Annotated in this window: 8 protein-coding genes and 1 pseudogene; 2 read left to right on the top strand and 7 right to left on the bottom strand. The window is 72.9% G+C overall.

Annotated elements, in window-relative coordinates:
• Window positions 1–104: 104 nt before the first annotated feature.
• Window positions 105–3,017: a helix-turn-helix transcriptional regulator gene (locus B7R87_RS01395; protein WP_130585452.1), complete on the bottom strand. Its 2,913-nt coding sequence runs from the start codon at window positions 3,015–3,017 to the stop codon at window positions 105–107.
• Between the two features lie 612 nt (window positions 3,018–3,629).
• On the opposite strand from B7R87_RS01395, the gene B7R87_RS01390 reads away from it, so the two are divergent.
• On the top strand, window positions 3,630–4,718 hold the full coding sequence (locus B7R87_RS01390) for an LLM class flavin-dependent oxidoreductase (protein WP_233168733.1): 1,089 nt from the start codon (window positions 3,630–3,632) through the stop codon (window positions 4,716–4,718).
• Window positions 4,719–4,926: 208 nt separating this feature from the next.
• Here the strand turns inward: B7R87_RS01390 and B7R87_RS01385 are convergent, their stop codons facing one another.
• Window positions 4,927–5,571 (bottom strand): TetR/AcrR family transcriptional regulator, encoded by a 645-nt coding sequence (locus tag B7R87_RS01385; protein ID WP_045853196.1) that lies wholly within the window; start codon window positions 5,569–5,571, stop codon window positions 4,927–4,929.
• A gap of 226 nt (window positions 5,572–5,797) precedes the next feature.
• On the opposite strand from B7R87_RS01385, the gene B7R87_RS01380 reads away from it, so the two are divergent.
• Window positions 5,798–7,336 (top strand): MFS transporter, encoded by a 1,539-nt coding sequence (locus B7R87_RS01380; protein ID WP_006350910.1) that lies wholly within the window; start codon window positions 5,798–5,800, stop codon window positions 7,334–7,336.
• Between the two features lie 125 nt (window positions 7,337–7,461).
• On the opposite strand, the gene B7R87_RS01375 is transcribed toward B7R87_RS01380, so the two are convergent.
• The 5 genes and pseudogenes from B7R87_RS01375 to B7R87_RS34360 form a co-directional block, all read right to left on the bottom strand.
• The gene (locus B7R87_RS01375; protein WP_006350911.1) at window positions 7,462–8,670 is read right to left on the bottom strand and encodes an FAD-dependent monooxygenase; all 1,209 of its coding nucleotides are present in this window, start codon (window positions 8,668–8,670) and stop codon (window positions 7,462–7,464) included.
• Window positions 8,667–10,247, bottom strand: coding sequence for an FAD-dependent monooxygenase (locus tag B7R87_RS01370; RefSeq protein WP_100249299.1), 1,581 nt, complete (start codon window positions 10,245–10,247; stop codon window positions 8,667–8,669). Before B7R87_RS01370 ends, B7R87_RS01375 begins: the two co-directional genes overlap by 4 nt.
• Complete coding sequence (locus B7R87_RS01365) at window positions 10,169–14,923, bottom strand: type I polyketide synthase (RefSeq protein WP_130585451.1); 4,755 nt, start codon at window positions 14,921–14,923, stop codon at window positions 10,169–10,171. Before B7R87_RS01365 ends, B7R87_RS01370 begins: the two co-directional genes overlap by 79 nt.
• A 70-nt stretch (window positions 14,924–14,993) precedes the next feature.
• Window positions 14,994–17,732 (bottom strand): type I polyketide synthase, encoded by a 2,739-nt coding sequence (locus B7R87_RS01360; RefSeq protein WP_233169011.1) that lies wholly within the window; start codon window positions 17,730–17,732, stop codon window positions 14,994–14,996.
• 371 nt (window positions 17,733–18,103) lie between these two features.
• Window positions 18,104–25,800, bottom strand: a pseudogene (locus B7R87_RS34360) (type I polyketide synthase); the annotation flags it as partial.
• Between the last annotated feature and the right edge of the window lie 13 nt (window positions 25,801–25,813).

Genomic DNA, 25,813 nt, shown 5'->3' with positions numbered 1-25,813 from the left:
GGTGCAGCCGTCGGCTGCGGACGGCACTCAGTATACGGAGGGAGCCTCCGCTTGGGAAGGCGGCCGGACGGTTCGGCGGAAACCGTCCCGGCCCGGGGCGCCCTTCAGTCGGCCCTGGCCAGGATCCGTACCAGAGAGGCCCGTGAGGTGATGTCGAGCTTGCGGTAGATGCGGTTGAGATGGCTGTCCACTGTGCGGGGGCTCAACGACAGCCGCTGGGCGACCTCCTTGGTCTTCAGCCCCATACCGGCCAGCACGGCGACCTCCCGTTCCCTGCTGCTGAGGCCGGTGAGGGGATGCGGCGGGGCCGTTGCGCCGGTGGAGGGCCGCGGACCCGGCTCCGTCACGGCCGGGGGGCGGACCGCGCGGGCCGGGAAGGGGGGCGGCCAGGATTCGCCGCACCGCCGGGCCAGGGCGTCGGCCAGCGTCAGCAGGGACGTCCTCCTGCCGTGGTCGCCCGCTTCCCCGGCGCAGTAGGCCGCCAGATGCAGCGCCCGCGCCTGCCACCAGACCATCCCCGCCTCCGAGAAGTGCCGCGCCGCCGACAGATACAGGGTGACGGCGAGCGACGGGGTGGTGCGCAGCACATGGGCGCGGGCCATCTCGCCGTGGGCCGCGGCGTGCCGCAGACCGGTGAACGCCCGGGCCGCCGTCCGCGCCCGGTCGGCGTACTCCCGGGCGGACCGGTCGCCGGTGGCGACGGCGCAGCAGGTCAGCACCTCGTAGGCCTCGGCCCGCAGGGAGGCGGGCAGTTCGGGGAGTTCGGGGCCGTTGCCCGTGGTCAGCAGCAGGGCCATGGCGTGCTCCGGCTCGCCCCGCAGTCGCGCCGCGTCGGCCAGGCGCAGTGCGGTGATGCTCCCGAGCCCGCTGCTGTACCAGGACAGGGATGCCTCGGCCTCCGCCGCGAGGGCCTCGGCGCGGGGGTCGTCCCGGCCGTGGAGAGCCGCCAGGCACCAGGCCTCCACGGCCGTGGCCACGGCCTGCACCTGGCCCGGTGCGCAGGGTCGGACCGCGGTACGGGCCTCTGCTGCGGTCTGCAGCGCCGTGTGCAGCCGGCCGCTGAGCCCGTAGGCGTACGCCAGTCCGGTCAGTAGGAACGGTTCGGAGTGGCCGGAGGGGGACGTCCGGGCCAGGGGCAGTCCGCGCCGGAAGTGTTCCTCCGCGGCCCGGGCGTTGCCGAGCAGCGCGAGGGCCCAGCCCGCTACGGCCGGATACTCGGGCCGTAGCGCCGGCTCCTCGTTGTGAGGGGTGCCAAGGGTGCCAAGGGCGTCAAGGGCGCCGAGCGCCGCCGTCGCCCGTCCGGTGGCCTCGGCGACCCCGCCCGCGTCCCGGTCCATCGCCCGGTGCAGCGCGGTCCGGGCGAGTGCCCCGGCTTCGGTCACCCGGTCGCCGTGGGCCCGGGCCAGCGCCAGCGCCGTTTCGGCGGCGTGCGGCGCACCGGGCCGTCCTTCGTGGAGGTCGAGCAGGTCGAGCTGGAGGATCAGGGGGGCCCGTTCGGCGGAGCCGGTTTCACGGGCCCGGGCCAGATCGGCCGTCAGCAGACCGCGGGCCCGGTCGAAATCGCCCAGCAGCGTATGCATCCAGGCGCAGCCGATCACCACCGAGAGGCGTTCGGGCCCGGCGAGGGAACCGGCCCTCAGCAGCAGCTCGTCCAGGAGATCGCGGTTGTCGGCCAGGCCGCCCGTGGTCGCCAGCAGCCTCGTGACCCTGATCAGCAGATCCCGGTGGAGGGCGGTGCCCTGGAACTGCCGGGGCATGATGCGCAGGGCCAGCCGGAGCCAGTGTGCGGCGGCCTCCGGACCGGCGGGCAGCGCCTCGCGCGCCGCACGGGTCAGGGTCTCCAGGTCCGAGGTGCAGCCTTCGGGCAGGGAGCGTTCGATATGGCGGGCGACGACGGCCGCCGGGGTGCCGTCGCAGGACAGGGCGTTCATCGCGCGGCGGTGCGCGCGCATCCGCCAGCACGGATCGGCCCGGTTGTAGACGAGGCGGCGCAGTCCGGCGTTCCTGAAGGCGAACTGTGCGCCGCCGGAGTCCGTGGCGCGGAAGATGTCCCGGCCGGCCAGCTGCGAACCCGCGCGGCACACCTCGTCGTACGTCAGCTCGGCCACCGCGGCCACCGCGGGCAGGTCGAAGCGCTCTCCGATGACGGCGGCGGTCGCCGCCACCAGCGCATGGGTGCTGCCCAGGGTGGCGATATCGCCGATGAGAGCGGCGGCGATGTCGTCCGGTACGGGGCCGTCGTCCACGAGACCCCGGATCCGGGGGTTCATCGCGTCGGCGAGCGCCAGCCGCAGCAGGGTCGGATTGCCCTCGCCCGCGCGGTGCACCGGAGGCAGCCGCTCGTCGGCCGGGGCGAGACCGAGCAGCCGGGCGGACTGGACCCGGGACAGCGGCGGCAGTTCTTCGCGGTGCCCGGAACCGACGGCGGCCGCATGGAGCAGGGCCTGGCGTAACCGGGGGTGCGTCTGCCGGGGGCGGTGTGCGATCACGACGGTCAGGGGAGCGCTCAGCGGGGTACGCAGCAGATCCTCCACCAATTGGGCGGAGGACGGGTCCGCCCAGTGGAAGTCGTCCAGGAGAAGCGCGGTGTCCTGGTGGACGAACTCCGCGAAGAGTTCCCGCATGGCCTGCGGCGTCATGACGCGCAGCGCGGGCAGGAAGCCGTAGGTGACGGGCTCCGGTGCGGTGGCCTGACGGAGCGGCCGCAGCGACGACGCTCCGCCGAGGGGCGTGAACGGCACCGGCGACGGCTGGGTGAAGGCCTGGAGCAGCGCGTGGAACGGCATCTCCCGCTCCGCGGGCGCGGACCGGGCCCTGAGCACGGTCAGCCCGCGCCCGTCCGCGTGCCGCGCCAGCTCGCCCAGGAGCGTGGACTTGCCCGAGCCGGGCTCCCCGAGGACCTCCAGGACGGTACTGCGTTGCGCCGGGCGGCGGTCGAACGCTTCGAGAAGCCGTTTCAGCTCCGCTGATCTCAGGTTCTGTGGCTGTGGCGGGTGGAGTGTCCTCGGTTCCGGCATGGCCTGACTGGTCCCCTTCCGCTGCGTGACGCCGGTCGACGGCTGCCGTTGGAGTGGGGGAGGCGCGGGCGGCGGACACTCCCGGCTCCGACGGGCGGGCCGTCGGTCGGTGCGACCCCGTTCGGACTGCGGTCCCCGGGTGGCGACAGGTGTGCCAAACCCCCTCCACAAGAGGCCGATCGGGCTGGAACGGTTCGCCCCCGGCTTGATGTCGGTGGCGGAAACGTCTTCAGGGTAACGCGGAATTGTTGCGAATCGGAGGAGTCCTCCGTATCGTAGTTCATGAAACACACAGGGGGTTCACCAAGGCTGCGCAGGCAGGCGCTGCCCGGTGAGAGCCCGGGTTTTTGGGTGTCGGCAGTCCGGCTTCGGCGGGCCCGCCGCTCCTTGTGCCGGACTGCGGCCGGGCCGGAGCGCCCGGACCGCACCCCACCTTCCGGGTTTCGCCTTCCGGATTTCCGAGTTCCGACGCTGCCCCGCGCGAAACCGGCCTGTTCCCCTGGCCGTTCCGCCCCTGCTCCCTCTCTGGTCCCGCTGTTTCCCTGCTGTTCCGCCTTGTGCTCCCGTGACGTGCTGTGATTTCCCGTGATTCCCGCAACTCCCGTGACTCCCGTGACTCCTTCTTCGGCCCTGGAGGCATCCCCCGTGACCGGTTCGCCGTCCGTCCCGCTCTCCGTCCTCGACCTGTCCCCGGTCTGGTCCGGTTCGACTCCCGCGCAGGCGCTGCGCGAAACCCTCGACCTGGCGCGCGCCGTCGAGGAACTCGGCTACCACCGCTACTGGCTGACGGAGCACCACAACGCCCCGGGAGTCGCCAGCTCGTCGCCGCCCGTCCTGATCGGGCAGATCGCCGGAGTCACCCGCTCCATCCGGGTGGGGGCCGGGGGAGTGATGCTGCCGAACCACCCCCCGCTCGTCGTCGCGGAGCAGTTCGGCACCCTCGAAGCCCTCCACCCCGGACGGATCGACCTGGGACTCGGCCGCGCCCCGGGCACCGACCCCGCCACCGCCCAGGCGCTGCGGCGCAACGCCGGCCCCATGGCGGCGGAGGAGTTCCCCCAGCAGATAGTCGAGCTGGCCCAGTACTTCACCCCCGAGAGCGCCGGGGCGCCCGCCCGGATCAGCGCCGTACCCGCCGCCGGAAACGCCCCCGCCATGTGGCTGCTGGGCTCCAGCCCCAGCAGCGCCCGCCTCGCCGCGGCGCTCGGCCTCCCCTTCGCCTACGCCTACCACTTCAATGCCCAGCTCGCGGTGCCCGCACTGCGCGTCTACCGCGAGGAGTTCCGGCCCTCCGGACTGCTGGACCGCCCCCACAGCATCGTCGCCGCCTTCGTGATAGCCGCCCCCACCGACGCGGAGGCCCTCAGGCTGGCCGCCCCCATAAGGCTGGCCACCGCCATGTCGATGCGCGATCCACGGCAGACGGAGTACCGCACCACGGACGAGGCGGGCGCCTACCGGTTCAGCGACGGCGAACGCCGCCTCGTCGACGGCCATCTCGGCCGGCAGTTCATCGGCGGCCCCGACTCACTGGCGCCCCGGCTGGAAGAGCTGCTCGCGGACACCGGCGCCGACGAGCTGATGGCCATGACGGTCATCGAGGACTACTCCGCCCGCGTGGCCAGCTACGAGATCCTCCGCGACCTGGCCGCCGATCTGAAGCTCGTCACCCACCGAAAGGCGTCCGAAGGCGCCCTCTGACGTCCGCGCCCCCCCGCCGTCGCGCGGCCGGGCCCTGCGCGAACGAGGTACCGCTCGACTGCTTTCCCGGGCTGCGGTACGCATCCGGCTTCCGGCCCCGGAAGGCCGGGGCCTTCGTCCGCGCGCCCGGGCAACCGCCCGTACCGCACGCCTGGTTGTCACCTCGGAGCGCCGCACCCGGGAAGGGCCTGCCCCCCCGGGTCGGCCATCACGGGGCGATGCCCCCCGCCGCCCGAGTCCGCCGCACCGGCTGCGGGCGGTGGCGGCGTTCGGCTTCGACACAGCGCAGGGCGTCCATCATCAGCTCGAAGACCCGCTCACCCTGCTCGGCGCCGGTGGCGGACTGCTCCACCGACCAGGCCACCGCATTGACCATGGTGACCGCGTCGCCGATGGTCACATCGCCGCGCACCGTGCCCTCGTGCTGGGCCCGGTGCAGCAGCGCCGTGGCCGCCTGGAGCATCGAGCCGCAGGTGGCGGCCACGCCGGAGTTCTCGTCCAGCAGATCCACCATCAGAGCGGCCGAGAGCCCCCGGTAGCGGGTGGCGTGGTCGCGCAGGGCCCGCATCCACTCGGCCAGTGCGGCGGCGGAGTCCTCGGCCGTGATCAGCTCCTCGGCCCTGATCTCCAGGGCGTCGATGCCGCCGCGCAGCATGGCCTCCAGCAGCGCCTTGCGGGTGGGGAAATGGCGGTAGAGCGTGCCGATGCCGACGCCCGCCCGGCGGGCGACCTCCTCCAGGGAGGCATCGGCCCCCGACTCGCCGAACACGCCTTCGGCGGCGGCGAGCAGTCGCTGGTAGTTGCGGTGGGCATCGGAACGCATCGCACGGTGGGGATCGGCACTTCTGGGCATAGCGGCTCCTGGCGGGTTGTCATACGGAGGCGTCCTCCGTATTCTAGGTGGAGGAGCCCTCCTCTTAGCCTAGCGGGCCCCTGTTACGCCATATGAACGGCTTCCGGCCCGAGGGCTGCCTCCCTCGCGCCGCACCCCTGTCGCGTCACTCGCACCGATGTGCCCGATGAGCGCAGGACATCTCACTTTGTCATCCATGCGAAGAATAGCCCTTCTGGAGGCTGTTGTGACGAGCTCGTCACCCCCCTCGCAGCCGGCGAGTTCCACGTCCCGGAACCCCTCCATCGCGCTGCTGCTGATCGTCACCTGCCAGCTCATGGTGATCCTCGACGCGACCATCGTCAACGTTGCCCTGCCCGAGATGCAGCGGGCCCTGGACTTCTCGGAAGCCGGTCTGTCCTGGGTGCTCAACGCCTATGCCCTCGCGTTCGGCGGACTGCTGCTCCTCGGTGGCCGCGCCGGGGACATCCTGGGGCGGCGCCGGGTCTTCCTCGCCGGTGTCCTGGTGTTCACCGTGGCCTCGCTGATCGGCGGTCTCGCCAACTCGGACGAACTGCTGCTGGTGTCCCGCGCCGCCCAGGGTGTCGGCGCCGCCTTCGCGGCCCCCGGGACCCTGGCGCTGATCGCCACCACCTTCGAGGAGGGCCCCGCCCGTACCCGTGCCGTGGGTGTCTACGGCGCGGTCTCCGGATCGGGCGCCGCCATCGGACTGGTGCTGGGAGGTGTCCTCACCGACTGGCTGTCCTGGCGCTGGGTGATGTTCGTCAATGTGCCCTTCGGTCTGCTCCTGCTGCTGCTCGTCCCCGTCTACATCAAGGAGACGGACCGGATCCGCGGCAGCCGCTTCGACATCACGGGCGCCCTGACCTCCACGGTCGGTATGACACTCCTGGTGTACGGCTTCATCCGTGCGGCCGAGGACGGCTGGAGCGACGGACTGGCCCTCGGCTCCTTCGCCGTGGCCGTCGTCCTGCTGGTCTGGTTCCTGATCTGGGAGTCCCGCGCGAACCAGCCCATCCTGCCGCTGAGCCTGTTCGCGGACCGCGACCGGTCGATCATGTTCGCCGGGATGCTGCTGCTCTCCGGCACGATGACCGGAATGTTCTTCTTCCTCACCCAGTTCGTGCAGAAGGTGCTCGACTTCAGCCCGCTGAAGGCCGGGTTCGCCTTCGTACCCGTCGCGCTGGCCCTGATGATCGCGGCCGGAGTCGTCACCAAACAGCTGGCCCAGGTGGGTGCCAAGACGTTCATGCTGGTGGGTGTGGTCCTGGTCGGCGCCGGTATGGCCTGGCTGGCCCAGATCGACGCCGGCAGCAGCTATCTCGGCGGACTGCTCGGCCCCATGCTCCTGTTCGGCGTGGGCGTCGGCTTCTTCACCGTGCCGCTGACGGTGGTCGCCGTCTCCGGCGTCCCGCCGCACGAGTCGGGCGCCGCTTCCAGCACCCTCAACGCCATGCAGCAGGTCGGCGGTTCCCTGGGGCTCGCGGTGCTGGTCACCGTGTTCACCAACGCCGCCCGGGACGCCGCCGCGGACCCGCCGGCCGGACTCGACCCCGCGGGAATCGCGAACTACAGCCTGGCCGAGGGCAGTTCGCTGGCGTTCTGGGTGGGCCTCGGCTTCTCCGTAGCCGCACTCCTCGCCGTCACTCTGGTCCGGGCCGGGTCCGCTGCGCCCCCGGCGCCGGTGGCCGCGCCCGCCTCCGATCCCGAATCCGGCGCGGCCGAATCGGGCGCCAAGGGTCAGGGCGCCGTAGAGACGCACTGACCGGACCCCGCAGACAGCGGTCGGCCTTCGCGGCGCTGGGGCGCCGCGAACCCCCGGGGCCGTCCGCCCGTGCCGACGGCCTCTCCGCGAAGATGCGGAGAGGCCGTCGGTCGCTATGTGCCGGATCAGCCGGCGCCGGGACCGGGGGACTCCAGTCCGCTGACGGCCCGGGCCAGGTGCTCGTTCGCGCTGCCCAGCCCGAGCAGTTCACCGAAGAGCTCCCGCAGCGGACCGACCCGCTCCAGCGGATGCAGCAGGGCCGACTGGGCCCGGGTCACGGTGATGATCCGCCGCCCCACCGGATGCCGCTCCGCGTGGTACGAGTCGAGCAGCCCCTCGGAGGCTTCGCCCCGGACCGCGGCGGCCAGCGTCCCGCCCAGGCTCACCGCGTCCGCCAGCGCGGCGCCGAGCGCGAGCCCGCCCAGCGGATAGTGCGTATGCGCGGCGTCCCCGGCGAGGAACACCCGGCCCGAGCGGTAGGCGTCGGCGAGAGCGGTCCGGTCGTCGTAGCGGACCGGCGGCCGGTACAGGCCCTCCACCTTCGGCTCCGAGCCGGTCAGCGCGGCCACTGCCGCGGTCAGTTCGTCCCTCGTCGGCGCCCCGTCCGGGGCCCGCCTGCCGAACTCGGTGGTCATCAGCCGTACCTTACGGGGCCCGACCGGCACCCCCATGTACAGACCGGCGGCCGAGAACGCGGCCCCGAGGTGTTCGGGCGCCAGCGCCGCCGGATCGGCCTCCGCGTCCGCGACGAGCCCCGAAACCGTCGGAGCCGTACGGGTGACGCCGATCCCGGCGGCCCGCCGCACCACGCTCTCCGGACCGTCCGCCCCCACCAGGAACAGGGCGCGGACGACCTGAGGCTCCCCGTCCGGGCCGCGTACCTCCACCGCCACGCCCTCGCCGTCCTGCTCCAGCCCGAGCACCTCGTGGCCGCGGCGGACGACCGCTCCCCGCGCGGCCGCATGCTCCGCGAGCACGGCCTCCAGCCTCGACTGCGGCAGCAGCACCGGATCCGGCGGCCGGGGCCGTACCCGGTCCAGATCCACCCACAGCAGTCCGAAGTGCACCCGCGGCAGGGGTACGGCCTCCCGGCGCAGCGTCTCCATCAGACCCAGCCGCTCCAGGGTCAGCACGACGGAACCGTTCAGCGCCACACCCGGGGAGACCCGGGCCTCGGCGTCCCGCTCCAGCACCAGGGCCCGTACCCCCGACCCTGCCAGTTCGGCGGCGAGCAGCAGACCGGCCGGACCGGCGCCCACCACGACGACATCGGCGTCGTACGCCGTTCGCAGGTTCACCGGGCTCACCGGGCTCACCGGGTCGATCGGGCTCATGCCGTCCGCCCTTCGGCACCGTCGTGGGAACCGGGTTCGCCCAGCCAGGTGGTCAGCGCGGTCCGGAGCAGGGGATCGTGGGGGTCGTGTCCGGCATGGGCGATATGGCCGTCGGGGCGGATCAGCAGGCTGGTGGCGTCGAGCCCGGGCACCGGCCGGGCGACGACGGTACGCAGCCGGTCGCCCCAGCCCGCGGTCGGCGGGGGAGCGGTGTCCGGGTCGAGGTGCAGCAGCACCGCCCGCCCCGGGTGCAGGGCGGCGGCGATCCCGTCCGGACCGTCGCCGTCCGCGGTCACCAGGGGGAGGTCCGGCACCCGCAGCCCCAGCAGCTCGTGCGCGGACCCGTCCGCGTAGGGCATGGCGTACCGGAATCCGGTGCCGGTGACCATCTCCAGGAGGTAGCGGTTGACCTCGGGCAGTGCGGCCAGTTCACCGAAGAGCTCCCGCAGCGGACCGACCGAGTCCAGCGGGTGCATCAGCGCGATCTGCGCCTGGGTGTTCATGCAGACCTGGCGGCCCACCGGATGACGTTCGTCGTGGTACGAGTCGAGCAGCCCGTCGGGGGCGTCGCCGCGGACCGCGGCGGCCAGCTTCCAGCCCAGGTTGACCGCGTCCTGGACGCCGGTGTTCAGGCCCTGGCCGCCGATCGGATAGTGCACATGGGCGGCGTCCCCGGCGAGGAACACCCGGCCGATGCGGTACTGCTCCGCGATCCGGGTCGCATTGCCGAACCGGGACCGCCACAGCGTCGTGTCGAACTCGCGCTCGCTGCCGGTGAGCCGTTTGACGGCGGCCCTCAGTTCGTCGTCCGTCACCGGGGTGCCCGCGGGCGGGGGTTCGACGTCGAACTCGGTCGTCATCAGCCGCAGTTTGGTGCCGCCTTCCAGGGGAACCTCCGCGTACAGCCCGCCGGGGTAGAGGTTCACCCGGTAGTCCGCGGTGCCACCCGGCGGTACGGCCAGATCGCCCAGGACGCCGTAGAAGGACGAGCCGGTGCCGGGGAACGCGAAGCCCGTCAGTTTCCGTACCGCGCTGTGTCCTCCGTCGGCCCCCACCAGATAGGCGCCCGCCAGCGCGTATTCGCCCTCCGGGCCGCGCACCCGGACCGTGACCTCCTCCTCCGACTGGTCCACGCCGATCACTTCGTGGCCGCGCCGGATCTCGGTGCCGAGTTCGACGGCCCACTCCTCCAGCACCTGTTCGGTCCGCCACTGGGGCACCGCCAGGGTGTAGGCGTCGTCACCGGTCTCGGACAGGTCCAGCCAGAACAGGGAGAAGTGGAGCCGGGGCCAGACCGGGGTGTCCGGGGTACGGAAGCGGTGTCCCGCACCGCGCTGGTGGAGCACCTCCACCGTACGGGCGTGCAGGCCCATGCCCCGGGACTCGCCCCGGGGGACGGGGTCGCGCTCCAGCAGCACCACGGGCACTCCCGCGATCCGGAGTTCGGCCGCGAGGGTAAGGCCGGTGGGGCCCGCACCGACGACGATGACAGGAGAGGTCACGATTGCTGCCTTTCTGTGCTTTTTGTGCGTTCTGTGGTCTCTGTGGTTTCTCTGGTCTCTTCCGGGCTTCCGGATGCTGCGGGGTCTCCGTCCCGGCCGGTACCGGCACGGACGAGCGTCGACAGGGCAGCCGTGAGCAGGGCGCCCACCAGGGCCCTGGGGGTGGGGTGGTCGTAGACGGCCTTCGGCGACAGCGTCAGACCCGTGGCCGTCCCGATCCGGTCGCGCAGTTCGAGTGCGGTGAACGAGGAGAAGCCCGCCTCGATGAAGCCGTCGTCGACACCGAGGTCCTCAGGGCGGTTCAGCCCCAGGATGTCGGCGGCGTTCACCCGGACCAGCCCCATCAGCAGCGCCTCACGGCCCGGCCCGTCGGCGGCGGCGAACCGGCCGCGGAACACCGCCGAACGGTCCGAGCCTTCCGCGTCTCCCGCGTCTCCTGAGCCCCCCGAGCCTCCCGAGTCTCCCGAGCCGTCGGCTGCTCCGGGGGACTCGGCGGAGTCCGCCGCGGGCACGGCCGCCAGCAGCAGCACCCCGCCGTCCGACACCGGGACCCCGCCCAGCAGGGCCAGTGCCGGGCCGGGCCGCACCTGGAACGCGGACTCCGCGCCGGCCTCCGGCCCCTCCCCCCAGGCGATCACTCCCGCGGCTCCGCCGGACGCACGCCGCCACAGGGCGAGGGAGTGCACGAAGGCCGCCGTCTCCGCCGCCGCCCGGTCCCCGCCGCCCGGTACCGCTCCGGCCGCCGAGGTGAACGCGACGAAGGCCGTCCCGTCACGCTCCGCCGCGATCCCGTACGCCACCAGCGCGGCCCGGCACGCCGCGTCGCCCGCGTCCCGCCGGGCATGGACCACGGCCCGCAGGGGCAGCCCGGCCGGAAGGCCCGCCACCGCTCCGGCCATGGCGGCCGCATCGGCGGAGTCGTACCCGCCGGGCACCACCCCGGCCCCCGCCGCGGACAACTCGGCCACCAGCGCGGCCACCTCGGGCCCGGCCGGATCCGCACAGTCGGCGAGCAGAAGCTCCGTCACGCCTTCGGCGACCATCCGGCGCGCGGCGTGCGCCGCGAGCCCGACCGCCCCGCCGGTGACCAGCGCGGCCGCCGGACCCGGCACGGGAGGCTCGGCCCGGGCCACCGGCCGTGGTACGGCACGCACCCGGCGCACATGGACACCGGACGCCCGCAGCGCCACCTGCCGTTCCCGGGGGGACCCCGCCGGTCCGCCGCCCAGGACGGTCGCCAGCCGCCGCCGGAACCGCTCGTCCAGTACGCCGGGGTCGGCCGGTACGTCGACCAGGCCTCCCCACTGGTCCGGGAAACCGCCCGCCAGCGCGTCCGCCGCTCCCCAGAGCCTGGCCTGCAACGGCAGACCCGGCCCCGGATCGGCCCGGCCGTCCTCCGCCACCGGGAAGGCACCGCAGGTCAGATGCCACACCTGGGCGGCCCAGCCCAGTGAACGGACCGCCGTCAGCAGGGCCTCGGCCGCCTCCGGCCCGTACCCGGCGACCGCTCCCTCCGGCGTGTGGAGCCCGTCCAGCAGCGCCAGCAGCGACACCGCCCCGGCGGGCGGCCCGCCCTCGGCCCCGGCGGACCGCCGCAGGGCGCGCGCCAGCGGTTCCGCCTCGGCGCCCGCCGGTTCCCAGGACAGGGGTACGGGACGGAGCCCGCGCTCCTCCAAGGCGGCCACCACCGCCTCCACCAGCGGGCCGCGTTCGTGCCCGGCTGGAATCAGCACCGGCCACCAGCCCGGTGCCGGTGCGGGTTCCGGTCCGCCCGGCTCACCGGACCGCTGCCAGTCCCACCGGAACCACCGTCGCTCCTCCCGGCGCCAGGCGGCGAGCGCGGGCAGCAGCTCCGCGAGCGCCGGATCCGCCTCGTCCGGCAGACCGACCAGGCCCGCCAGCGCGGCCGGGTCCTCGCCGTCGACCGCCGCCCACCAGCTCTCCTCCGAGGGCGACGAGGTGACGGGCGGCGCCGGATCGGGGTCCAGCCAGTACGAGCGGTGCTGGAAGGCGTACGTCGGCAGATCCACCTCCCGCGCCCCGGTGCCCGCCGAAATCTTCCGCCAGTCCACGTCCAGCCCGTGGACGAAGAGCCGCGCCAGGGCCCCGAGCGCCGATTCCGCTTCGGGCCGGTCCCGCCGCAGCAGGGGCACGAACGGCCGCTCGGGCGCCCCGGGCCCGCCCGCCGGCACGGACTCCCGCGCCATCGGGATGCAGACCGCGTCCGGCCCCAGCTCGACGAAGACGCCGACGCCCCGGGAGTCCAGGGTGCGCACCCCGTCGAGGAAGCGGACCGGGTCCCGCACCTGGCGCACCCAGTAGTCGGGGGACGCCAGCAGCCCGGGATCGGCCAGTCCGCCGGTGACCGACGACACCAGGGGGATCCTCGGTGCCCGGACGGCGAGTCCCTTCGCGATCTGCCGGAAGTCCTCCAGCACGGGGTCCATGTGCGGGGAGTGGAACGCATGGCTCACCCGGAGGCGCCGGGTTCTGCGGCCCAGCTCCGCCCACCGGGCGGCGACCTCTTCGACCGCGTCCGCGTCCCCCGAGATCACCGTGGAGGCCGGGCCGTTGACCGCCGCGATCGCGACTCTGTCCTCCAGCCCCCGCAGAGACGCCAGGACCTGCTGCTCGGGCGCGCGCACGGACACCATGGCGCCCGTCGCCGGCGCCTGCTCCATCAGCCTGCCGCGGGCGGCGACCAGCGCACAGGCGTCGTCGAGACCGAGGGCCCCGGCGGCATGGGCCGCGGCGATCTCCCCGACCGAATGCCCGAGCAGGATCTCGGGCACCACTCCGGCCTGCAGAAGCAGACGGTGGAGAGCGGTCTGGAGGGCGAAGAGGGCGGGCTGCGCGTACTGGGTACGGGTGAGGAGAGCGTCGTCGCCGGGGTCGTCGGTGAACATCACCTCGCGCAGGGGGCGCGGGAGATGGGGGTCGAGACGGTCACAGACGTCGTCGAGTGCGTCCGCGAAGACGGGGAAAACGGAGTGCAGTTCACGCCCCATGCCGGGGCGCTGACTGCCCTGACCCGAGAAGAGGAACGCCGTGACTCCGCCCGGGGGCCGTGCGGGCCCCTCGTACACACCGGGCGCGCTCTCCCCGCGCGCCAGCGCGGCGAGCCTCTCCCGCAGTACGGCGGCGCTGCCGCCGGTCACCGCGGCCCGCCGGTTCAGCGGCGCACGGGTGACGGCGAGCGAATGCCCGACGTCCTCCGGGCGCAGCTCCGGCGAGGCCTCCAGATACTCGGCCAGACGCGCGGCCTGCGCTCGGAGGGCGGATTCGGAGCGGGCGGTGAGCAGCCACGGGAGGGGTGGGGTGGTACGGGGGTGGGTGGGGGGTTCGGGTTTTTCGGTGGGGGGTTGTTCGAGGATGAGGTGGGCGTTGGTGCCGCTGATGCCGAAGGAGGAGACGGCGGCGCGTCGGGGTCGGTCGGTGTCGGGCCAGTTCTGGGTGGTGGTGAGGAGTTGGAGGGAGCCGTTCCAGGGGGTGTGGGGGGTGGGTTCGTCGATATGGAGGGTTTCCGGTAGTTGTCCGTGGTGCATGGCCATGGTCATTTTGATGAGGCTTGCGATGCCTGCGGCGGCTTGGGTGTGGCCGATGTTGGATTTGATGCTGCCGAGGTAGAGGGGTTGGTGGGTGGGGCGGTTGGTGCCGTAGGTGTGGTGGAGGGCTTGGGCTTCGATGGGGTCACCGAGGGTGGTTCCGGTGCCGTGGGCTTCGACGGCGTCGATGTCGGTGGGGGTGAGGCCTGCGTTGTGGAGTGCCTGGCGGATGACGCGTTCCTGTGCGGGGCCGTTGGGTGAGGTGAGCCCGTTCGACGCGCCGTCCTGGTTGATGGCGGAGCCCCGGATCACCGACAGGATCCGGCGCCCGTGGCGACGGGCGTCCGAGAGGCGTTCGAGGACGACGACTCCGACACCCTCGCCCCAGCCGGTGCCGTCCGCGGCCGCGGCGAAGGACTTGCACCGCCCGTCGGACGCCAGCCCCCGCTGCTCGCTGAACTCGGTGAAGATGGCAGGGGTGGCCATGACGGTGACACCCCCGGCGAGCGCGAGGGTGCATTCGCCGCGGCGCAGGGCCTGGGCCGCGAGGTGGATCGCGACGAGGGACGAGGAGCAGGCGGTGTCGACGGTGACCGCCGGTCCCTCCAACCCGAGGGTGTAGGCCACCCGCCCCGACGCCACACTTCCGGCACTGCCGTTCCCCACGAAGCCCTCGTAGCCGCGCGGCGCCGGATAGAGCCGGGCGCCGTAATCGCCGTACATCACTCCGGTGTAGGTGCCGGTGGGGGTGGAGTGGAGGGTGGTGGGGTCGATGCGGGCGTGTTCGAGGGCTTCCCAGGTGGTTTCGAGGAGGAGGCGTTGTTGGGGGTCGGTGGCGAGGGCTTCGCGGGGGCTGATGTTGAAGAAGGCGGGGTCGAAGGCGGGGGCGTCGTAGAGGAAGCCGCCGTGGCGGACGTAGGTGGTGCCGGGGTGGTCGGGGTCGGGGTGGTAGAGGGTGTCGAGGTTCCAGCCGCGGTCGGTGGGGAAGTCGCCTATGGCGTCGGTGCCGTTGGCGACGAGGTTCCAGAGGTCGTCGGGGTTGCGGATGCCGCCGGGGTAGCGGCAGCCGATCCCGATCACCGCGACCGGCTCCCGCTCCGCCTCCCGTACCTCCGACAGCTCCCGCTGCTTGTCCGCGAGTTCCGCCGTCACCCACTTGAGATAGGTGACCAGTTCCTCGTCCGTGGTCCTCTCCGGTTCCGTCATGGGGTCCGGCCTCCTAGGTCGCCTCTTTCGGATCTTGCCGGGCTCCCTCGTCCGGCGCCCGGGCCGCGCCTCATCGGCGGGCCCGTCCGAGCTGGGTGTCGATAAAGCTGAGCAACTCGTCGCGGGACGCCGACCGGATCGAATCCCCGACGTCCACGACCTCCGTCGGGGGTACTCCGTCCGGGGCGGCAGCACCGTCCGGCGGGGCCTCCCAACGGTTCGTCAGATCCCGTAGCTTCTGCGAGACCCGGTCCCGCAGGGGCGCCTCCAGGGCCGTCGCAACCAGCGTCTCTTCGATCCGGTCCAGCTCGGCCAGGAGCGCGGCGGCGGGATCGGTCTCCTCCGGGGCGATCTGCGAACGGAGGAACGCACTGATCGCGAGCGGTGTGGGATGGTCGAACACCAGCGTCGCGGGCAGTTTCAGACCGGCCTGTGCACCGAGACGGTTGCGCAGTTCGACGGCGGTCAGGGAGTCGAACCCCAGCTCCTTGAGCGGACGGTCCCGGGGTACCGAATCGGGCGAGGCATGACCGAGCACCCGTGCTGCTTCGGCCCGTACCAGCCGGAGGACGAACCCGTCCCGCTCCTCCTCGGGCAGGGCTCCCAGCGTCTGTGCCAGCGGTACGGGTCCTGCGGTGCCGTTCCCGGCCGCCGGGGCAGCCGTCCGTACCAGTGAACGCAGCACTGCCGGTACGGTCCCCGCGGCCGGCGCACCGTCGGACGGTGAGAGGGCCGCCGGGTCCAGCCTGGCGCCGACCACCAGGGGGCCGCCTCCGGCCAGGGCACGGTCGAACATCCGCAGACCGGTGCCGGTCGGCAGGGCGGCGACACCGCCCCGGGCGATCCGGGCCAGATCGGTCCCGTCGAGCTTCCCCGTCAGCCCGCTCGCCTCCTCCCACCGGCCCCAGGCGACGGAGGTCGCCGGAAGACCGAGCGCCCGGCGGTGGTGCGCCAGCGCGTCGAGGAAGGTGTTCGCCGCCGCATAGTTGCCCTGCCCCGGAGCACCGATCACCCCGGCCGCCGACGAGAACAGCACGAACGCGCGGAGGTCCAGCTCCCGGGTCAGCTCGTGGAGGTGCCAGGCCGCGTCGACCTTCGCCCGGAAGACGCTGTCCAGCCGCTCGGGCGTCAGCCCTTCGACCACGGTGTCGTCGAGGGTTCCGGCGGCGTGGACGACGGCGGTGAGGGGGTGTTCGGTGGGGATGGTGGTGAGGAGGTGGTGGAGGGCTTGGGGGTCGGCGGTGTCGCAGGCGGTGATGGTGATGTGGGCGCCGAGTCGGGTGAGTTCTGTGTGGAGGTTTTGGGCGGTGGGGCTGTCGGGTCCGGTGCGGCTGACGAGGTGGAGGTGGGTGATGTGGTGTTCGGTGACGAGGTGGCGGGCGAGAAGGCTGCCGAGGGTGCCGGTACCGCCCGTGATCAGCACCGTCCCGGATCCGAAGAGGGTCTCCGTGGGGCTCTCCGTGTCCAGTGGTTCGGTCACCCGGCTCAGCCGGGGTACCCGTACGGCTCCGGTACGGACGGCCAGCTGGTCCTCACCCGTGGCCACGGCGCCTGCCAGGGCCCGGGCGGACTCCTCCGTACCGTCCGTGTCCACCACGGCGAACTGCTGCGGATGCTCGGTGAGGGCACTGCGGAGAAGACCCCAGACAGGGGCCTCGGCCAGGGCGGGAACATCCTCGTCGGGCCCGGTCGCGACCGCGCTCCGGGTGGCCACGACCAGCCTGCTGTCCCGGGCCCACGGCGCGGACAGCCAGCCCTGGAGCAGGTTCAGTACGGCTCCGGCGGCGGCGCGCGAGGCCGGGACCACACCGTGCCTTCCGGCTCCGGCGCTTTCTGACCAGGTGCTTTCGGCCCCGGTCAGAACGGTGTCCGGGACGGTGGCCCCCTGCTCCACGGCACGGCCGAGCGCCGCCAAGTCGGGGTAGTGAGCGGCCACGACGTCCGCCGACGCCAGGGCCGAGCGAAGTTGCTCCGTACCGGGACCGACGACGGCCCAGTTCAGATCCTGCGCGGTATCGCTGTCGACGGACTGCTCCGGTACGACCCAGTCGACGCGGTGGAGCGGATCGCTGTCCACACCGATCAGCCGGGCGAGTTGGGCGGGGGTGACCGGACGGACGGAGAGGGATTCGATCAGGGCGACCGGCCGGTTCCCGGTGTCGAACATCTCCACCCGGACCGTTTCGGGGCCGGTCGTGCTGATCCGTACCCGCAGCTCGGTGACGCCCTCCTGGTAGATCGTCACTCCGCTCCAGGAGAACGGCAGACGTGCCCGGTCGCTGTGGAGAAGCGGGAGGAGGTGGAGGGTGGTGTCGAGGAGTGTGGGGTGGAGGGTGTGGTGGTGGGGTGTGGTGTGGGTGGTGGGGTGTTGTTGGGTGTGGGCGTAGAGGGTGCCGTTGGGGTGTTGGTGGGCTTGGGTGAGTCCTTGGAGGGTGGGTCCGTAGGTGTATCCGTGGGTGTGGAGGGTGGGGTAGTGGTGGGTGAGGTTGAGGGGTGTGGTGTGGGGTGGTGGCCAGGTGGTGGGGGGTGTGGGGGGTGGTGTGGTGGTGGGTGTGGGGGTGAGGGTGGCGGTGGCGTGGTGGGTCCAGGGGGTGGTGTGGGGGTTGGTGGTGGTGTGGATGGTGAGGGTGCGGTGGCCTTGGGGGTTGGGGGGTGTGAGGTGTGCTTGGAGGTGGGTGGGTTGGTGGGGGTGGGTGGGTGTGGGGGTGTGGAGGGTGAGTTCGTTGATGTGGGGGGTGTGGTGTTGGGTGCCGATGTGGTGGGCGAGTTCGAGGTGGGTGGTGCCGGGGAGGAGGGGTGTGTTGAGGATGGTGTGGTGGGTGGTCCAGGGGTGGGTGTGGGGGTGATGGTTCCGGTGTAGAGGTGGTGGTCGGTGGCGAGGGTGGTTTTGGTGGTGAGGATGGGGTGGGGGTTGGGTTGGGTGGTGGGGGTTGTGGGGGTGGTGGGTGGTGTGGGGGTGAGCCAGTAGGTGTGGTGTTGGAAGGGGTAGGTGGGGAGGGGTGTGTGGGGTGTCGGGGTCTGGGTGCCGGTGCCGGTGCCGGTGGCGGTGCCTGTGTTGGTGTGGGTGGGGTGCCAGGTGGTGGGGGTGCCGTGGGTCCAGGTGTGGGCGAGGTTGGTGAGGTAGGTGGTGTGGTTGGGGTGTTTGCGGTGGAGGGTGTGGGTGGTGATGGTTGTGGGGTGGGTGTCGTGGATGGCGGGGGTGAGGATGGGGTGGGGGCTGATTTCGATGGTGTGGAGGGGTTGGCTCGGGTGGTGGGTGGTGAGGTGGGTGAGGGCTTGGTGGAAGTGGACGGGGTGGCGGAGGTTGTCGTACCAGTAGGTGGGGTTGAGAGGGGTGTGGGGGGTGAGGAGGGTTCCGGTGAGGGTGGAGTAGAAGGGGATGGAGGGGTGCTCCGGCACCACCCCCTCCAGAGCGCTGATCAGTCGCTCCCGCAGGACTTCGATGTGCGGGGTGTGGGATGCGTAGCCGACGTTGATGATCCGGGCGTGGTGGCCCTGTTCGCGTACTTCGGCCACCAAGGCCTCCAGGGCCGTCGCGTCACCCGCGACGACGGTGGTGGTGGGACCGTTGTAGGCGGCCGTGTGCAGATCTCCGAAGCCTTTGAGCAGCGGTTCGATCCGGTCGGCCGGGAGCGCGACCGAGGCCATGCCGCCGGGCGGCGCGTCCGTGGCGAGGAGCCGGGAGCGTACGGCGGCGATTTTTGCGGCGTCGTGGAGGGTGAGGGCGCCGGCGATGTGGGCTGCGGCGATTTCGCCCTGGGAGTGGCCGATGACGGCGTCGGGGTGGATGCCGTGGTGTTGCCAGAGGCGGGCGAGGGAGACCATGACGGCGAAGAGTGCGGGTTGGACGACGTCGGTGCGGTCGAGGTCGGGTGCAGTGTCGGTGGTGTTGATGAGGTCGAGGAGTGACCAGTCGGTGTGGGGCGCGAGGGCGTGGTGGCAGGCGGTGAGATGTTCCGCGAAGACCGGCTGGGTGTCGAGGAGTTCGCGGGCCATGCCGGGCCACTGGGAGCCCTGGCCCGGGAAGACGAAAACGGTCAGCGGACGTGACGCCGCTGTCCCCCTGACCACATTCGCCGCCTCACCACCCCGGCCCAGGACGCCGAGGGCCTCGTGGAATTCCTCCCGGGACGCCCCCAGGACCACCGCGCGCTCGGTGAACTCCGCACGGGTCTCGGCCAGTGCCGCTCCGATGCGGGCCAGATCCGGTTCCGGGGCCGAGGCCACCAGACGCCGGAGCTGACGGGCCCGCGCCCTGAGCGCCCCCTCGTCGTGGGCCGACAGGACCCACGGAACGCTGTGGGCGAGCGGCGCCGGTCCCGCGGGCCCGTCGGCTGCCGGTTCGGGTTCTTCGGTGGGGGGTTGTTCGAGGATGAGGTGGGCGTTGGTGCCGCTGATGCCGAAGGAGGAGACGGCGGCGCGTCGCGGTCGGCCGGTGTCGGGCCAGTCCTGCGCGGTGGTGAGGAGTTGGAGGGATCCGTCCCAGGACGAGTGGGGGGTGGGTTCGTCGATATGGAGGGTCTGAGGGAGCAGGCCGTGGTGCATGGCCATGGTCAATTTGATGAGGCTGGCGATGCCCGCGGCGGCCTGCGTGTGGCCGATATTGGATTTGATACTGCCCAGGTAGAGAGGCCGGTCGGCGGGCCGGTCGGTGCCGTAGGTGTGGTGGAGGGCCTGGGCTTCGATGGGGTCACCGAGGGTGGTTCCCGTGCCGTGGGCTTCGACGGCGTCGACATCGGCGGGGGTCAGTCCCGCACTCTCCAGTGCCTGGCGGATGACCCGCTCCTGCGCGGGGCCGTTGGGTGAGGTGAGCCCGTTCGACGCACCGTCCTGGTTGATCGCGGAACCCCGGATCACCGCAAGCACCGGATGACCGTTCCGCCGGGCGTCGGACAGCTTCTCCAGCACCACCATGCCCACGCCCTCCGCGAGGCTGGTGCCGTCGGCGGCGGCCGCGAACGGCTTGCAGCGCGCGTCCGGCGCCAGCCCGCCCTGCCGGCTGAACTCGACGAACACGTTCGGCTCCGCCATCACCACCGCACCGCCCGCCAGCGCCAGGGTGCACTCGCCGCGCCGCAGCGCCTGCACGGCCAGGTGGATCGCGACCAGCGACGACGAACAGGCCGTGTCCACCGTCACGGCCGGGCCTTCGAGCCCGAGCGTGTAGGCGATCCGACCGGACAGCACACTGCCCGTGCTGCCCGTGATCAGATATCCCTCGACCCCTTCGGGCACCGCCGTCAGACCGTGCCCGTAATCGGTGAACGTCGCCCCCACGAACACCCCCGTCGCACTGCCGCGCAGCCGGTCGGCATTGAGGGTGGCCCGCTCCAGCGCCTCCCAGGACGTCTCCAGCAGCAGCCGCTGCTGGGGGTCCATGGCCAGCGCCTCCCGGGGGCTGATCCCGAACACTCCGGCGTCGAACCGGTCCGCGTCGTGGAGGAAGCCGCCCTCCCGCACATAGGACGTGCCGGGGTGCTCCGGATCCGGGTCGTACAACTCGTCCAGCAGCCAGCCGCGCCCGGTGGGGAACGAGGTGATGGCGTCCCTGCCCTCCGAGACGAGCTGCCACAGCGCCTCGGGGGAGTCCGCCCCGCCCGGATACCGGCAGCCGATGCCGACCACCGCGACCGGCTCCCGCGCCGCCGACTCCACCTCCTGCAGACGGCGGCGGGTCTGCTGGAGATCGCCGGTCGCCCGCTTCAGATAGTCGAAGAGCTTCTGTTCTTCCGTCATGGGAGCCTCATTCGTCCTCATGCGCCGTCGAGGTGGGGTCGGGGGTGGGGTGGGGGTCGGATCGCGGGCCCCGCCGGTCCCGTACGGATCGACGGGGCCCTGCGGGCGTTCGGTGGCGGCGGCTCAGGCGCGCCCCAGCTCCCGGTCGAGCAGGGCGAAGACGTCCTCGTGGGTCGCGCCGTCCAGGTCCGCGTCCGGGGACCGGCCACGCCGGTCCCCGGCCGCCGCCTCCAGCCGCCCGAGCAGGGACCGCAGCCCGGGCAGAACGGACTCGACGGCTCCGTCCGCGGCGTCCGGTCCGGCGAGGGCCCTCTCCAGCGCGGCCAGCGCCTCGGAGTGCGGCTCACCCGAACTGCCGGAATCAGCGGAACTGCCGGAGCCGGCCCGGGCGTCGAGGAATCCGGCGAGGGCCCGTGGGGTGGGATGGTCGAACGCCAGGGTCGCGGGCAGCTGGAGCCCGGTCGCGGCCCCCAGCCGGTTGCGCAGTTCGACGGCCGTCACGGAGTCCAGACCTGCCTCCTTCAGGGCCCGCCCGCCGTCCAGTTCGGCGGCTTCCCCGTACCCCAGGACGGCCGCTGCCGTCCGCCGCACGAGGTCCTCCAGCAGCAACCGCCGGGCCCGGCCGGTGGCGGCGGCCAGCCGGCCGGCGAAACCACCGTCCACCGGCCCGGTGCCGCCGTCCCCGGCATCGCCACCGGCACCGGTGTCCACCGTCCCCGCCGCCTCGGGCACGTCCTCGAAGAGCGGGCTCGGCCGGACCGCGGTGAACGCCGTGTGGAAACGGCCCCAGTCGATGTTCGCGACCGCGACGGCCGTCTCCCCGTGGGTCAGCACCTGCTCCAGCGCAGCCGTGGCCAGCAGCGGGTCCATCGCCGGTACACCGTGCCGGTTCAGGAGGGCGCTCACCGCCCGCTTCTCGGCCATCCCGCCGCCGCCCCAGGCGCCCCAGGCGACGGAGACGGCAGTGAGTCCCCGCTCCCGGCGCCACAGGGCGAACGCGTCCAGGAAGGCGTTGCCGGGCGCGTAGTTCCCCTGACCGGCCGCGGCGAACATGCCGGAGGTGGACGAGAACAGCACGAACGCGTCCAGGTCCAGCCCCTCCGTGAGCGTGTGCAGATGACGGGCGGTGTCCACCTTGACCCGCAGGGTCCGCTCCAGACGTTCGGCGTCGAGTCGGTCCACGGGCCCGTCGTCGAGGACCGCGGCGGTGTGCATCACCGCGGTCAGCGGTTCGTCTCCGGATATCCCGTCGAGCAGCCGCTCCAGCGCATCCCGGTCCGAGACGTCGCAGGCGGCGAACGTCACCCGACTGCCCAGCGCTGCCAGTTCGGCGCCCAGCTCCGCCGCGCCCGGAGCCTCTTCACCGCGCCGGGACGCCAGTACCAGGTGCGGGACACCGCTCCGGGCCAGCCAGCGCGCCACATGCCCGCCCACCGCGCCGGTCCCGCCGGTGACGAGCACCGTGCCGCGGGGACGGTAGCCGGGCCCGGGGGCCGCACCGGCCGCGGGGGCCCGGACCACCCGCCGGCCCAGCAGACCGGACGCCCGCAGCGCCATCTGGTCGTCCCGGCCCGGCGCCCCCAGCGCCCGTATCAGCAGCTCGCCCGCGGCACCGTCCGCCCGGTCCGCGGCCAGATCCACCAGCCCGCCCCAGCGCGCGTGGTGCTCCTGCGCCACCACCCGGCCGAGCCCCCACACCAGCGACTGGTCCGGTGCGGGCAGCGGCTCGCCCGGGGAGGCGGCCACCGCGCCCCGGGTGACGCACCACAACGGTGCGGCCACAGCGAGATCGCCCAGCGCCTGTACCAGGGAGACCGTCAGGGCGAGACCGCGTGGCGTCGACGGCAGCCCGGGGTCCCGCGTCTCGTCCAGCCCGGCGAGCGACAGCACACCGCCGAGAGCGTCCGCACCTTCGCCGACGGCCGCCCGTACGCGTTCCGCGACCGCCGCCCGCCCGGTGCCGTCCGCGCCGATCCGGACCGTGACCACCCGCACGCCGGACCGCTCCAGCGCGGACCGGCAGGCGTCGGCGTACGGCTTCGCCTCCGGTACGTCGGGTTCGACCAGCAGCCAGTCCCCGTCGACCCGGCGCGTGGCCGCGGCGCCCGCGAGCGGCTTCCACACCACCCGGTAGCGCCAGCGGTCCACCGCCCCCGCCTCGGCGGAATGCCGCTGCCAGGCGGACAGCGCGGGCAGCACCGCCGTCAGCGGCGCGTCCTCGGCCACCCCCAGCAGCCCGGCCAGCGCCGAGGCGTCCGGATCCGCCACGGCCGACCAGAACGGCCCGTCCGCGACGGCCGGGGCAGCGACGGTTCCGTGCGGAGCGTGGTGCGCAAACCAGTACGACCGGTGCTGGAAGGCGTACGTCGGCAGCTCCACCGTCCGGTACGGCCCACCCGCGTACGCCCGCTCCCAGTCGACCCGGACACCCCGGACATGCGCCTCAGCCAGCGACCGCAGAAAGCGCGACCGGTCGCCTTCGTCACGCCGCAGGGTCCCGAGCACGGCACCCGCGCCGTCCGCCACGCAGTCGTCGAGGGTGCCGCTGAGCCCGAGACCCAGCACGGGGTGCGGGCTGATCTCCAGAAACGTGTGGTGTCCGCGGCCCGCGAGGGCCCGTACCGTGTCCGCCAGCCGTACCGGCTCCCGCAGATTCCGGAACCAGTACTCCGGGGTCAGCTCCGCGGTGTCCAGCCGGGCCCCGGTGACGGTCGACCAGAACGCGATCCGCGCGGCCCGCGGCGCGATCCCCGCCAGCCCGCCCACGACGTCCGCGCGCACCTCGTCCACATGCGCCGAATGCGAGGCGTAGTCCACCTGGACCCGGCGCGCCCGCAGGTCCGCTCCGGCGCAGACAGCCAGCAGCTCGTCCAGCGCTTCGCCGTCGCCGGAGACGATGACGGACGCGGGACCGTTGACGGCGGCGACCGACAGCCGGCCCTCCCAGGGGGCGAGGAGCCCCGCCACCCGCTGCTCGCCCGCCGCCACGGACACCATGCCGCCGCGGCCCACCAGCCGGGTCAGGACCAGACTGCGGGAGGCCACGATCCGGGCCGCGTCCTCCAGGGACAGCGCCCCCGCCACATAGGCGGCGGCGATCTCCCCCTGCGAATGCCCGACGACCGCCGCCGGTTCGACCCCCGACGCCCGCCACAGCCCGGCCAGGGAGACCATGACCGCGAACAGCAGGGGCTGCACCACGTCGACACGCTCCAGCGAAGGCTGCCCCGGCTCACCCCGCAGCACCCCGCCGGGCGACCAGTCCAGATGCGGCAGAAGCGCCCGCTCCACGGCCTCGAACTCCTCCCGGAACACGGCCGACTCCGCCAGCAGCTTCAGCCCCATCCCCGCCCACTGGCTGCCCTGACCCGGGAAGACGAAGACCGTCTTCCCCGGTGCCCTGGGCTCCGCCGTCAGCACCCCGGCAGCGGACTCCCCCGCGGCCAGGGCGGCGAGCCCGGCCAACTGCTCCTCACGGTCCCGGCCGGTGACGGACGCCCGGTGACCCAGCGCGCCACGGGTCACGGCGAGGGAGTACCCGATGTCCGCGGGGTGTTCGCCGTCCGCGGCGGAGAGCCGCTCGTGCAGGGTACGGGCCTGATCGCGCAGCGCGTCCGGGGAAGCGGCCGACACCAGCCACGGGAGGGGTGTGGCGGTACGGGGGTGGGTGGGGGTTCGGGCTCTTCGGTGGGGGGTTGTTCGAGGATGAGGTGGGCGTTGGTGCCGCTGATGCCGAAGGAGGAGACGGCGGCGCGTCGGGGTCGGTCGGTGTCGGGCCAGTTCTGGGTGGTGGTGAGGAGTTGGAGGGAGCCGTCCCAGGGGGTGTGGGGGGTGGGTTCGTCGATGTGGAGGCTTTCCGGTAGTTGTCCGTGGTGCATGGCCATGGTCATTTTGATGAGGCTTGCGATGCCTGCGGCGGCTTGGGTGTGGCCGATGTTGGATTTGATGCTGCCGAGGTAGAGGGGTTGGTGGGTGGGCCGGTCGGTGCCGTAGGTGTGGTGGAGGGCTTGGGCTTCGATGGGGTCGCCGAGGGTGGTTCCGGTGCCGTGGGCTTCGACGGCGTCGATATCGGCAGGGGTCAGCCCTGCGTTGTGGAGCGCCTGGCGGATCACCCGCTCCTGCGCGGGGCCGTTGGGTGAGGTGAGCCCGTTCGACGCGCCGTCCTGGTTGATCGCGGAACCCCGGATCACCGCCAGAATCCGGCGCCCGTTCCGCTGAGCGTCCGACAGCCGCTCCAGCACCACCACACCCACACCCTCGGCAAACCCCGTCCCGTCGGCGCCCGCCGCGAACGGCTTGCACCGCCCGTCCGGCGCCAGCCCGCCCTGCCTGCTGAACTCCGTGAACAGACTCGGCTTCGCCATCACCGTCGCACCCCCGGCGAGCGCGAGGGCGCATTCGCCGCGGCGCAGGGCCTGGGCCGCCAGATGGACGGCGACGAGGGACGAGGAGCAGGCGGTGTCGACGGTGACCGCCGGTCCCTCAAGACCGAGGGTGTAGGCCACCCGCCCCGACGCCACACTCGTCGTGTTGCCCGCGAGGAAGAAACCCTCGGACTCCCCACAGGGCTCACCCGCCCGCGGCGAATACTCCTGCGAAATCACTCCGGTGTAGGTGCCGGTGGGGGTGGAGTGGAGGGTGGTGGGGTCGATGCGGGCGTGTTCGAGGGCTTCCCAGGTGGTTTCGAGGAGGAGGCGTTGTTGGGGGTCGGTGGCGAGGGCTTCGCGGGGGCTGATGTTGAAGAAGGCGGGGTCGAAGGCGGGGGCGTCGTAGAGGAAGCCGCCGTGCCGCACATGGGTGGTGCCGGGGTGGTCGGGGTCGGGGTGGTAGAGGGTGTCGAGGTTCCAGCCGCGGTCGGTGGGGAAGCCGCCGATGGCGTCGGTGCCGTCGGCGACGAGGTTCCAGAGGTCGTCGGGGTTGCGGATGCCGCCGGGGTAGCGGCAGCCGATCCCGATCACCGCGACCGGCTCCCGCTCCGCCTCCTCCGCGTCGCGCAGCTTCTGATTGGCCTGCCGCAACTCGGCCGTGGCACGCCGGAGGTACTCACGGAGCCTGCCGGAGTTCTCCGCCTTCTCCGTCTGCCCCGTGCCTTCGGTCCGCCCGGCGTGCCCCGCCCGTCCCGCGTTCTCCACGTCGTCCATATGCGATCGACTC

It is taken from the genome of Streptomyces tsukubensis (assembly GCF_003932715.1).
Classification (GTDB): Bacteria; Actinomycetota; Actinomycetes; order Streptomycetales; family Streptomycetaceae; genus Streptomyces; species Streptomyces tsukubensis.
The sequence above is the reverse complement of the archived record's forward strand: the minus strand, read 5'-3'. Positions and strand labels throughout refer to the sequence as shown.

What these genes read in the sequence shown, in the direction of transcription:
- B7R87_RS01375 (WP_006350911.1), bottom strand. Translation starts at nt 8,670, where the DNA reads ATGAGCCCGATCGACCCGGTGAGCCCGGTGAGCCCGGTGAACCTGCGA.
- B7R87_RS01395 (WP_130585452.1), bottom strand. Translation starts at nt 3,017, where the DNA reads ATGCCGGAACCGAGGACACTCCACCCGCCACAGCCACAGAACCTGAGA.
- B7R87_RS01365 (WP_130585451.1), bottom strand. Translation starts at nt 14,923, where the DNA reads ATGACGGAACCGGAGAGGACCACGGACGAGGAACTGGTCACCTATCTC.
- B7R87_RS01385 (WP_045853196.1), bottom strand. Translation starts at nt 5,571, where the DNA reads ATGCCCAGAAGTGCCGATCCCCACCGTGCGATGCGTTCCGATGCCCAC.